This is a genomic window from Polaribacter vadi, from assembly GCF_001761365.1.
In the GTDB taxonomy this organism is placed as follows: Bacteria; Bacteroidota; Bacteroidia; order Flavobacteriales; family Flavobacteriaceae; genus Polaribacter; species Polaribacter vadi.
In genome coordinates, this window is record NZ_CP017477.1 from 2,383,386 (window position 1) to 2,395,874 (window position 12,489).

A 12,489-nucleotide genomic window follows, 5' to 3' on the forward strand; every position below is an offset into this window, starting at 1 on the left:
GTTTATTTCGCATAAAAAAAATAGGTTTTTCCTGCTTTCATTTTTACATCATATTCATAAAACTTAGGAAGCTTAAATGTATCGATTTTTGCTTCTGAAGAAATGATAGGAGTCTTTACTTCTACATCAAAAAACAAATCATTTTTATTGTCTCCTTTTGCTTTTTTTAGTCCTTTACCTTTTAACGGAGTTTCACTTCTTAATCTACAATTACCATCTAATGTTGGTTGAATTTTAAGAACAGAAACTTTATTATTTTTCCAAGTTACATCAAATTCAAAACCACCTCTAGCTTTTAAACCTTTTATGGATCCATCTTTCCAAACAGATGGTAATGCTGGTAATAAATGAATTGCACCTTCATGACTTTGCATTAACATTTCTGCAATACCAGCTGTGCAACCAAAGTTTCCATCAATTTGAAACGGTTGATGCGCATCTAACATATTAGGATAAGTACCTCCACCTTTTCTTTGATCGGCAGTGACTAAATGCAACTGATCTTGTAATAATTTATATGCATGGTCTCCATCTAATAAACGCGCCCACAAATTTACTTTCCACCCCATAGACCAACCAGTAGATTCATCACCTCTAAATTTTAAAGAAGTTTTTGCTGCTTGAAATAATTTTGGTGTTTTAAATGGTGATATTTGATTACTTGGAAACAATCCGTATAAATGAGAAACATGCCTGTGATGATCTTCTGGGTCGTCCCAATCATGCATCCATTCTTGTAATTGACCGTGTTTTCCAATTCGCATTGGAGACATTTTGCTTAAAGCTATGTTTAATTTATTTGCAAAATCAACATCTTTAGAAAGTATTTTTGATGCTTTCATTACGTTCGTAAATAAATCAAAAACCAATTGATTATCCATAGTTGTTCCTGCAGTAATAGATGATTTTCCATCTTCTGCTGCATGTGTATTTTCTGGAGAATTAGAGGGTACAACAACCAAATAACCAGATGAAGGTTCTGGGATCATAAAGTCTAAAAAGAAGTTTGCAGCTCCCTTCATTATAGGATAAATTTCTTCTAAATATTTTTTATCTCCCGTATATAAATAACGTTCCCATAAATCTTGACAAACCCAAGCACCTCCAGAAGGCCACATACCAGAAGTTGCATAATCAACAGGACCTGTAATACGCCAGATATCTGTATTATGATGTAATACCCAACCATTTGCATTGTACAATCTTTTGGCACTTTCTTTACCAGAAACACTTAACTCTTTTGCCATTTGTATAAAAGGCTCATGCAATTCTGAAAGATTGGTTAATTCTGCTGGCCAGTAATTCATCTCTGCATTAATATTCATGGTGTATTTACTTTCCCATGGGGGAAATAACATGTCATTCCAAATACCTTGAAGATTTGCGGGTTGTCCACCAGGTTGCGAACTAGAAATTAATAAATAACGACCAAATTGAAAATATAAAGAGGCTAATTGAGGATCGAATTGGCTATCGAATTTTCGAATACGCTCATCTGTTGTTTGGTTTGCAACTTCTGTAATTCCTAAATCTAAAGAAACTCGATTAAAAAATTTTTGGTAATAATCTATATGTGATTTTTTTATGGTTTTAAAGTCTTTTGTAATGGCCTTGTCTAAATAAGCTTTACTTTTTTCTTCTTGATCTTTTGTAAGTGTTTTATAATCTTTAAAATTGGTAGCAATTGATATATACAAAGTTACTTCGTTGGCATTCTCTATACTAATAATTCCGTTTTTTACAGACTTATTTCCACCATTATTTTTTGCAAAAATTCTTCCTTGAAATTTAATACGTCCTTTTTGTTTTTCGTAAGTACTTGTAGTTCCTGAGAGTGCTATTTGATTATCTTCTGTAAGCGTTTTTGTTTTATCAAAAGGACTGTTCATAAACATATTACAAGTAATACTATTGGGTTTACTTGCGGTTAATTTAACTGCAATCACTTGATCTGAAAATGCAGCAAGAATTTCTCTGGTATATGTGATACCATTTACAGTATATTTTACGCTTGCTGTGGCGTTTTCTATATTTAAATCACGATAATAGTCTGTATAGTTTTGATGACCAGGAAATGATAAATATACGCTACCAAAGGTTTGATAATTCATACCATTGTTGGTTTGCGACATAATATCTTTTGTAGCTAGATCTTGTGCTTCTTTATACTTTCCTTCAAAAATTAATTTTCTAACAATAGGCAGCGCTCCTAGTGCTTTGTCATGAGCATTACTGTTAGGCGAACCTGACCAAATGGTTTCTTCATTTAATTGCAAACGTTCTACTGCTGGGTCTCCAAAAACCATTGCTCCTAAACGACCATTACCAAGTGGTAATGCTTGATTCCAGATTTCCGCAGGTTTATCATACCAAAGTTTTAATTCTTTATTATTTTGAGAACTAAGATTTTGTAATCCTAAGATTAAAAATAAACTACAAAATAATATTCTTTTTTTACTTTTTAACTTCATCTTCTCTATGGTTTTCTTCGCCAAATAATTTATATAATTCATTAATATCTTTTAAAGCATTTTTTGGTAAGTTTTCTCCTTTATTACCAAAAACAAATAACTTTTCGTAAGGTTCTACAACACATTTAGATTCATCTATTTCACCTTTTTTATTCGTTACTTTATCTAAATCTAAGCCTAAATATTTTGCCATAAATGGATACATTGCCATTCTTTTTGACACTCCATAATCATGACCTTCATTAGCAAAATGTGCGTTTTTAATCAATTCTGTTTCACCAAACAAACTATACGCTCTTTTAATAAAAGGAAACTCTAATTCTGGTACAGCATTTGTCCAATCTTTTCCATCAGAAATTATTAATTGTGGCATTGGAGCTGCCATAGCTGCAATTTCTGCATTGTTTGTTCCGGTTGCACATAAGTGGATTCCCCTTCCACTTTCACAAGGACATCCACCAGAAAAATGAGAAGACACCATTACAACTGGCACAGATACTTTAATTCTATCATCTAAAGCCGCTAAAAACATGGTATGTGAACCTCCACCAGAACCTCCTGTTACCCCAACTTTATCCATATCTGCATATTTTAAAGTTGCTGCATAATCTAATAACCTTACAGCACTTAAAACTTGTACTGTTGCTGCTATACTGTTTCTATGTGTTGTTGATGGAAATTGTAATAATGATTCTCCCCAAGCAAACAAATCAAAATTGATAACAATTGCGCCCATTTTTGCTAAGATTGCTGCTCTAATTTGCTCGCTTTTTCTATAGCGCCCATCTCCAAAATGACCATTTGGCATAATGATTACTGGAGATTTTTTCTTTAACGGATAAGGTTTGTAAATAGAACCTGTTGTATAGACACCAGGAAGAATTTCTAAACCAATATTTTCTACTGAATATCCTTTATATTTTCTTTTTTTTGTTAAAATCGGTTTAGAATTTGGAGTTTCAGGTGCTTTATCAAATCCTAAAGAAAGCTTCATACAGTCTTTTATTTCGGCTTTTCTTTTTACCCAATCTTCTTTTGTTATGTATAAATTTGTTAGAAAAGATAAACGTTGTGTTGCTTTATCTATAGAAACTTTGTAGTGTTCATATTTTCTAATTTGATAAAATCCATCTGGTTTTTTAAAATAAGTTAAATTAAAAGGAGACAATACATTTGACAAAGAAACTTCTAAATTTCCTTGCTCAATTCTCCAATCAGAAAAATCTAATTCTTTACCTTTTAACAATCCTCTATCATCAACAACTTTTATCTTAAAAATTGTTTCTATTTTTTTAATAGTTTCAATAATACTATTTCTATAATTTGTATCTGATGTTTGCGTTTGTGCACTTGACAAAGTAATCATTAGAATAGAAAATAGTATTGTATATTTTATCTTTTTCATTATATCAATTATTTAAAAAAGATTCTATATGATAAACACCAGAACCTAAAGTAATTGTTGGTTTTTCTGTGTTTGATTTTATTTCAATTATACTTTCAAATTTCTCTAAAGCTTTACCATTTATAGTTATTCTTGATTGTTTTGCAACAGGTAAAACAACAGTCGCATTTGTATTTACTGGTATTTCTATTTTAAAATCTATTACGTCTTTTTTCACTTCCCACTCAGAAATAATTTTCCCATAAACCGATTTGTAACTCGCCTTGACAAACGTCATATCTCCCACAATTTCTGGTTGTATGAAGAAATGTTTAAACCCTGGATTTTCAGGATCGGGAACGATTCCTGCTAAACTTCGGTAAAACCATTCTTCAATTTGCCCCATCATAAAATGATTCCATGAATTCCCTTTTCTAGGATCCCATTGTTCTGTTAATGTGGTTAACCCGAATTGAATTTGAAATCCGTAACCAGGCGTATCATAATGATTATTCATTTTATACATCACATCATTTTGATTATTTCTTGCCAATGCCTGAAATAAATAACGGTTACCAACATCACCTGTAGTAAGCCTATATCCTCTGGATTTAATATCTTTTAAAAGATTATCCATTACACCTTTTCTATTTTGAGGCTCAACAATATCCATGAATACTGGAACTGCATTACTAAACTGACTTCCTGTACCATATTGTTTGGTTTCTTCATTAAAAAACTCGCTATTAAACGATTTTTTAATACCTAAAGCCAAAGTTTCATATTTTGAAATATCTTCAGTTTTATTTAAATGTTTTGCTGCTTTTGCAAATAAATGAGATGCATAATAATAGTGACTTGTTGCAGATAAAGCAATTGGGCTATTTTTAGAGTACCCAGCTGCATGCTCTCCATAATCATACCAATCACCCAAACCATAAGACAAAATATAGTTTTCAGATTTGGATGTTAAGTAATCTATATAACGTTTCATGACTGGATAATATTCTTTTATCAAACTATCATCTCCATAATATTCGTAATACATCCAAGATAAAATAATACCTGTAACACCCCATTCTGGAGAATCAGTAAAATCTCCACCAAATATTACATATTCTGGTGCAGTGGTTGGAATCATTCCATTTTCACGCTGTGCATCTTCGATATTTTTCATGATGCTAGGAATGTAAGTTTCCATATTGTAGTTATAAATTAATCCAGGACCGTTTAAATGTGCTTCCTCTAACCAACCTAATTTTTCACGATGTGGACAATCCGTTAAAACTGCTTGAAAATTACTTTTAATTGCGTTATTAATTAGCTCATGTGCTTTGTTAAAAATTTCGTTAGAACTTTCAAAAGTTCCAGCTTCGCCAGCATCATTATAAATAAAATTTGATGTAATATCTAAAAGCGTTGGCAATTTAGAATTTTTATCTTCTTTGTAATTAATACTATCTACTTGAATATATTGATAACCATAGTAACTAAATTTTGGTTGCCATTCTTCGATACCATTTCCTTTTAAAGTATACTCAAAATAATAAGGTTTACCAGAACGCCCTTGACTAATAGTACCGTCTTCTTTTAAACCTTCGCCAACCCAAAGTGTAACTTTTTGTCCTTTTTTACCATGTACTTTTATAGTTGGGAAACCTGATAAATTTTGTCCCATATTAAACACATAAGTACCTTTTTGGAGTTCTTTTACTTCTTTGACATCATATTTTTTCTGGACAGAAATTGGTGGTGCTTGTTGTGCTTTTAGAATTCCTTTTGGTGCTTTTTGTAAAATTACTTTTTTCCAAGAAGTATCATTAAATTTTGATGTACCCCAACCTTTCTGTTCTAAATTTGCATTGTAATCTTCGCCACCAAACAAACTATTATAAGTAATTGGGCTTTTTGAATATTTCCAGGTATTATCAGTATTTATAATTTGTTCAGAACCATCATCAAAAGTTACTTTTAATTTTAAAAATAATGTTGGTGGACCAAAACTTACAAAAAACTTAGAGTAACGTTTTCCTAACACATTATACATTCCGTTTCCTAAAACAACCCCAATTACATTTTCACCATCTTGAAATTGTTCTTGAGATAATTCGTAAACATTATAATTTACTGATTTATCATAATCTGTCCAAAGTGGTGCAAATTCGCTATTTCCAATTTTTTTTCCATTTAATGATAATTCATAATGCCCTAAACCAGAAATATAAACAACGGCTTCTTTAATCTCTTTTGAAATCGAAAATGGTTTACGAAGCATAATACTTTGTCTTGACAAAGAATCTGACGCGTTTATAATTGAATCTTTTTTTGCTCTGTTAAAAGTTGCTGTATGATAATGTCTGCCTTCTGGCAAATGGCTATCTGCTTTAGTTATTGCACCAATCCATGTTGGTTTTAAATTTGAAGTTTCTGGTGCTAATCTAAAAAATGCGGTTTCACTCCAACTAGATTCTTTGTTATCTTGATTCCAAATTTTTACTTTCCAAAAATATTTTGTTTCTTTTTTTAAATTGTTATTTGGATAGTTTACTAACTGACTTTTGTTAGAATTAACTATTCCACTGTCCCAAACATCACCCAAATTATTACTTAATTTTTCTTCTGATGATGAAACTATAATTTGATAAGATTTTTGAGAAATATTTGTTTTCCTAGAAACTATTTGCCAACTAAATCTTGGTGACTTAACATCAAGAGCTAATGGATTTTTAGCCATCTCACAAGTTACATTAGAAACTGAGAAATCATTTTCAGATGTGCAACTTGAAAGTAATATAACAAACACAAATATGGCTTTAAAAAGCTTCATTTATAATTTTTTAGTTATTAATGATTTGATATGAAAAACAGCTTCTGGAATTGACATACCAGTATTTGGCAAATCGTCATAATCTCCTTTATCTGCTGGAGTGTCTGGAGTTGGAAAATGACGTTGCTCTCCTGTTCTAAACATAATTCTTGCAATATTATGTGCAGGTGCATAAAATATTTGATTCGATTCTTTTTGGTCATTTACAATTACTTTATAAGATCTAGAGGTAGTATCTAACGAAAGGTGAATCGTATATTTTTTTCCAGCTTCATAAGATGTTAATGTTCTAAAACGAGAACCTGCTTTTGTTTTTAATTTTCCATCTTCATCAAAAATCAAACGAATAGAAGGTAAACCTTGTTCGTTTTGAAATTCTATTTGTAAAAGTCCATGATTATTTTGTTCTGGAATTACAGTAAAAGTTGCTTGCATTTGCTGCGCAATTGGAATAACTCTTTCTGCTCTAGCGTAATCAAAAGGATCTGAATCACGCAATGTTAAACCCTTTTCACCACCTAATTTTTCAATACTAACTGGCGCCCAAGACAAATCATAAGTATTCCAAAAATCTAATTCTTTTCCATTAGGTAAATTATCAAAAATATCATTTACATCATTTTCTACTTTACTTTTTACAGGAACAGGTACAGAAGCTACCCAAATATCTTCTTTGTTTACACTGTAACTTACCCAAAGCTTATTATCTGGTGGCGTGCCATTATTTTCTAAAATACCACGTACATATTGTGGCCCGTAAGATTTATAATTACCTCCATAACGCATAGGTGTAATTTCTCCATGAATCAGTAATAAATCTGTATAATTTAATCCATCATTACTTGTTGATATGGCTAAAGGCCAACGATATTCTGATGGATTATAAACAGTTGCATAACGTCCATCTGATGTTTTTTGACCCCAAATTTTAGCGTTACTATTTATAAAACCTGGAGCTCTAAGTGGATTGTATTCCCAAGTTTTTCCATCATCTTTACTTAAAGATGTTAAGGCATGTTTCCATAAACCTATTATATTTCCATTTGGTAAATGATAATAACTAAAAGCTTTGTATTGTTTTTTTAAAGGAATTAAAGGATCATCTCTATCTGCTTCTTCTACCCATTGTTGCATTTGCAAGGGTTTAGATAATAATTCTTCGCAAGCTTTTTTAAATCCTTTGTCTTTACTTTTTTTATAAAACGGAAAATTTGTGTTTTTGTCATTCCATCCTTTATTATATCTGATAAAATAAATAGGCCCAAAACTACCATCTTTGTAAATTTCTCGAATTACTCTTCCAATTCCTTTTCCATCATTTGGACTGTCTTTTTTATTCATTGAAATACCATAAAACGCCAATGTAAAAAAACGATTGTCTGATGATGTAAAAAAGCCCATACGTTGATGCATAGTTGCATCTAATTTTTTTGCAACACCTTCTACACCTTCTTTTTGATAACCATCTGGTATTCTATAAATTGGAAAAACTACTTTTGGCATTCCCCAATTTTCGCCATCTTTAGAAGTCATTAAAAGTGTTTGACTTGGTGGAATGTGTTCTCCAACAGGGTCACTTAAATAATTTAAATAAAAATGTCCATTCCAATATGCCATATTAGTAGCATGATTATACGTCCAGCCAAAACCATCTGCTTTTTCTGGATGCTCTCTGCTTGCTCGCATAATTTGAGTTGCATGAACCCCAACTGCAGGACTTAGTTGACCATGATGATAATCGATATTAGAAATGGTATTGCCCACATAATGTATTGTGTCTTGTTGTGCTTTTACTACAATTGATACTTGTAATAGTAACAGAAAGAATATATAATATTTTATCTTTAGAAAATTAGTCATTATTTCTCTTTACTTTTTTGTATTAATTTTTCCAAAACGTCTTCTGAAATTGTTGTAATTGTTCCGTGTTTATGACCTTCTGGCAAATCAATTTCAGTTGTAATATCCTTAAAGCTTTTAAAATCTGATGTTTTGAGTGCTTTATAATTTTTCTCACCGTAATTATCGTAATAAATTATAAACTTTCCATCCTGCTCTAACACGGTTGGTCCTTCAGAAAGGAAACCTGAATACGGTTCTGAAATATTTTTAAAAGGTCCTAAAGGTGATTTTCCAAAAGCTACTTTTAAATTTCTGTTAGGTCTTGTATTATCTTTAACAATAAGTGCATAATCATTTTTAGCTCGTTTAACTATTACACAATCAATTACACTAAAGCCTGGTTCTATGAATAGTTTTGTTTCTGAAAAGGTTTTAAAATCTTTTGTGGTAACATAATACATTCTATGATTATTTTTTTCATCTTCTTCTCCTTTTTCATATCGAAAAGGAATGGTTGATGCCCAAATAATAATATAGCGATCATTATCATCCTCATAAAAAATTTCGGGAGCCCAAACGTTTACAACATCTGGTTCATGACTCATTACAGGAATAAATTCTTGTTCACTCCAATCTATTAAGTCTTTTGAGCTAGCATATCCAAATCCGTTTCCACCTCGCCAATCAGTTGTCCAAACCATGTGATATATACCATCTTTACCTTTGGCAATTGATGGATCTCGCATAATTTTACTTGCACCAATTTCTGGTTTTAAATAAGGTCCTTTTAAATCTTTCCAATGGTAACCATCCTTGCTGTAGGCTAAATAAAGACCTTCTGTTGCAGGTTCTCTAAAAGATGTAAATAAATAAATATCTTTTTTTGAAGTGCAACTCATAACAATTGAAAATAATAATAAAAACAATACTTTTTTCATGTGCCCAGATATTTTAATTATTCTACTTTTATTTCACTTTTAACTGATTTTCCTTTTACTAAAACTGTTTTTACATTTTTAAAAACATTATTTTTTAGGAAAATGTTTTGAGTTTTTTCTCCATCAACTGCTAAAAAAATATCAGTTAAATTAAATGGAAAGTTATTGTTCAACATCAAATTAGAAACATTATTTAATTTTATAACAGGTGTGTTTTTTAATGGTGCTAATGTTGCCACATTATCTAATATGATATTTTTTGAATCTTCAATTTTTACAGAAGCTCCTAAAGTTGTATTTATTTTTACATCATGAAATTCAATATCTGAAGCTGTAGAGATGTTAAAACCTTCTTTTGCTTCTATATTTATGTTAGAAAATGTCATGTTTTGAATTGGCATTTCTGGAATTCCAATAATTCGTCCAGCAGTATTTACGTTAGTTGCTGTAACATTACTAATATGAATGTTTCTAAAAATGGGTGTACGCTCTGTTACAGGTTCTACAACAGTATTTTTATCATAAAAAAGATTAAACATAAAAGCTTCTTTTTTGATATTATTCATTACAATATTAGAAACTCTAATTTCTTCTACAACACCACCTCTACCTCTAGCTGCTTTAATTCTGATACCTCTATCTGTGCCATCAAAAACACAATTCGTAATTGTAACTTTTTTGATGTCACCAGACATTTCACTACCAATAACCACACCTCCATGACCACTCATCATAGTACAATTAGTTATGGTAACATTTTCTGTTGGTGTAGCATATTTTCTACCATCCTCATCTCTACCAGATTTTATGGTGATACAATCATCGCCAACACTAATATGACAATTAGAAATATGAACGTTTTTGCATGAGGTTGGATTAATACCATCTGTATTTGGTGAATATGGATTAAAAATAGTAACATTATCTATAGTTACATTGTCACAAAAAGCTGGATTGATGGTCCAAAATGGTGAATTCTGAAAAGTTACACCTTCTATTCTAATATTTTTACAGTGATAGGCTTGAAATAATGGTGGTCTATGAAATAAATAACTTCTAGTTCTTGCATAATAAGGTGCTGTTTTTACATCTTTATTCGCTTCTTGCGTCATTTTTTGATATTTAGTAAGCGGTAATTTTTCTTTGGCAGATTCTATTCGCCAAATTTCTTTCCACCAAGCTTCACCTTGTCCATCTATAATTCCACGTCCTGTGATAGTAATATTTTCTTGGTCTTTAGCAAACAACAAAGGAGAAAAACTTTTTAAAACAGTTCCTTCCCAACGATATTCCACGAATGGTAAATAATCATCGAAATTGGAAGAAAATTTTAAAATTGCACCTGCTTCTAAGTTGATTATTATATTGCTTTTTAATTTTAAAGCACCTGTTAAATAATTTCCTGCTGGGAAATAAATGGTGCCACCACCAGATTTATTTGCTTTATTAATTGCATTTTGAATAGCTTGCGTACAAAGTTCTCCTTTATTATTCCCACCTGCTTCTAAAATATTTATCCAACCACTATTATTGTTTGCTTTTAAAGTTGAAAAAGCAGAAATAAAAAAAGAAATTAAAAATATAGATATGTTTTTTTTCATCAGAAATATTATTTAGAGGTTAAAATTAATACCCAATCATTACCATCTTCAACTTCTCCTTCAGGCTTAAAATCTTGAACTCCCGTATTTTTGAAATCGCCAATTTTATTAGTGATCCCATTTTTAGGATTAAACCAAGAAGCTTCAACTTTATCTCCTTTAATTTTACCCATATTTACAGAGATATTTCTACCATTATATGTGTAAATTAGAGCGTAATCTTCTCCTTTTGTTGCGGCTAAGTAATTGTACTTTTCGCCTTGATTTACAACTAAACTTGCACCTGGAATTCTATTGAAATAAGGAAATTGCATCATCAACTGTTTTACATATTTCATTTGTTTTGCTCCAGAATCATGTAAAGCTTCTCTCCATATTTTTTTATTTCCATATGCAGGATTATCACCTTCTCTAAACATTTGCATTACTGCATTATGACCATATGTAAAACCTGCACCACCAGCAAAAACAGACCAATATGCGTAACGTCTTAAATCTTTATCTATCCAAAGTGGTTGTAAGGTATCATGCAATCCTTGTGGAATTCCTTCATAAGATGGTTCTCCATCTATAGTTGGTTTGGTTGGTTTTAACTTAAAATCTACATTTACATATTTGTAATTGTCTTGTGCATACATTTTGCCTTCAGTTTCTTGATCATATCGTCTATGACCAGATTGAAACATGTTAAAATCTAACCAAGATGCATCATGATAATTATCTGAAGAATCTGTGCGCCCAAAAGGATGAAAAGTTACTAAAGCATATGGGTTTTTAGATTTTAATATGCTTCCTATCGCATTCCAAATTTCGGTGTTTTCTTCACCTGGAGTATCACCTCCATTTAACCAAATAATATTTTTTCTATCTTTAAATCTATCTCCTAAAAAGGATGCATAAGATTTTGCTTGCTCTAAATTTACCTTTCCTTTTTTTACGGATGTTCCCCAAATTGGTACCATACCAATATATAAACCATTTTCTTCTGCTACATCTAAAGCGTAGTCTACGTGATCCCAAAAATCATATTCTTCTGGGATGTTAAAATCGTTACCTTTTGTTATTAATGGTTTAGAAACATCTTTATTTACCAATGCAGAATCTCCATAAACATTCGCCATTTCTTCGGAATGCAACGTCATTATTTGAATTACATTATATTCTTTTTCTTTACGATCTTTAAAATACGTTTTAATTTCATCTCTGTTTAACTTTTTAAAAGTTAACCAACCTGTATCTCCTAACCAAAAGAAAGGTTTACCATCTTCTGTTTGAAAATAATGACCATTTTCAGAAACTTGCAATTTTTGAACGCCTTCAATTGTTTCTTTTTTCGATTCCATTTTCGATTCTTTACAAGAAACTAATACACTTATAAAAGCTATAATGCTAAAAATTTTACTAAAATTTTTATGGTTTATCATCT

At 30.9% G+C, this 12,489-nt stretch carries 7 protein-coding genes; all 7 read right to left on the minus strand.

Features of this window, described 5'->3' with window-relative positions:
- Positions 1 to 2: 2 nt before the first annotated feature.
- From LPB03_RS10365 to LPB03_RS10395, 7 genes are read right to left on the minus strand one after another with little or no spacing between them, the layout of a single operon-like run.
- Positions 3 to 2,513, minus strand: a complete 2,511-nt coding sequence (locus LPB03_RS10365) for a glycoside hydrolase family 95 protein (RefSeq protein ID WP_231953089.1) — start codon at positions 2,511 to 2,513, stop codon at positions 3 to 5.
- Positions 2,455 to 3,876 carry an acetylxylan esterase gene (locus LPB03_RS10370; protein ID WP_065319545.1) on the minus strand — a complete coding sequence of 474 codons (1,422 nt, stop codon included), beginning with the start codon at positions 3,874 to 3,876 and terminating at the stop codon, positions 2,455 to 2,457. The genes LPB03_RS10365 and LPB03_RS10370 overlap by 59 nt, the downstream gene beginning before the upstream one ends.
- Positions 3,877 to 3,880: 4 nt before the next feature.
- Positions 3,881 to 6,682 carry a glycoside hydrolase family 78 protein gene (locus tag LPB03_RS10375; protein ID WP_065319546.1) on the minus strand — a complete coding sequence of 934 codons (2,802 nt, stop codon included), beginning with the start codon at positions 6,680 to 6,682 and terminating at the stop codon, positions 3,881 to 3,883.
- Positions 6,683 to 8,542, minus strand: coding sequence for an exo-alpha-sialidase (locus LPB03_RS10380; RefSeq protein ID WP_139058968.1), 1,860 nt, complete (start codon positions 8,540 to 8,542; stop codon positions 6,683 to 6,685). It lies immediately after the preceding gene.
- The gene (locus LPB03_RS10385) at positions 8,542 to 9,462 is read right to left on the minus strand and encodes a glycoside hydrolase family 43 protein (RefSeq protein ID WP_065319547.1); all 921 of its coding nucleotides are present in this window, start codon (positions 9,460 to 9,462) and stop codon (positions 8,542 to 8,544) included. The genes LPB03_RS10380 and LPB03_RS10385 overlap by 1 nt, the downstream gene beginning before the upstream one ends.
- Positions 9,463 to 9,479: 17 nt before the next feature.
- Positions 9,480 to 11,063 carry a glycoside hydrolase family 28 protein gene (locus LPB03_RS10390; RefSeq protein ID WP_065319548.1) on the minus strand — a complete coding sequence of 528 codons (1,584 nt, stop codon included), beginning with the start codon at positions 11,061 to 11,063 and terminating at the stop codon, positions 9,480 to 9,482.
- An 8-nt stretch (positions 11,064 to 11,071) separates the two neighbouring features.
- A complete protein-coding gene (locus LPB03_RS10395; RefSeq protein ID WP_065319549.1) occupies positions 11,072 to 12,487 on the minus strand; it encodes a glycoside hydrolase family 140 protein in 1,416 nt (471 codons plus the stop codon).
- Positions 12,488 to 12,489 lie beyond the last annotated feature (2 nt).

What these genes read in the sequence shown, in the direction of transcription:
- LPB03_RS10370 (WP_065319545.1), bottom strand. Translation starts at nt 3,876, where the DNA reads ATGAAAAAGATAAAATATACAATACTATTTTCTATTCTAATGATTACT.
- LPB03_RS10395 (WP_065319549.1), bottom strand. Translation starts at nt 12,487, where the DNA reads ATGATAAACCATAAAAATTTTAGTAAAATTTTTAGCATTATAGCTTTT.
- LPB03_RS10390 (WP_065319548.1), bottom strand. Translation starts at nt 11,063, where the DNA reads ATGAAAAAAAACATATCTATATTTTTAATTTCTTTTTTTATTTCTGCT.
- LPB03_RS10385 (WP_065319547.1), bottom strand. Translation starts at nt 9,462, where the DNA reads ATGAAAAAAGTATTGTTTTTATTATTATTTTCAATTGTTATGAGTTGC.
- LPB03_RS10375 (WP_065319546.1), bottom strand. Translation starts at nt 6,682, where the DNA reads ATGAAGCTTTTTAAAGCCATATTTGTGTTTGTTATATTACTTTCAAGT.
- LPB03_RS10380 (WP_139058968.1), bottom strand. Translation starts at nt 8,542, where the DNA reads ATGACTAATTTTCTAAAGATAAAATATTATATATTCTTTCTGTTACTA.
- LPB03_RS10365 (WP_231953089.1), bottom strand. Translation starts at nt 2,513, where the DNA reads ATGAATTATATAAATTATTTGGCGAAGAAAACCATAGAGAAGATGAAG.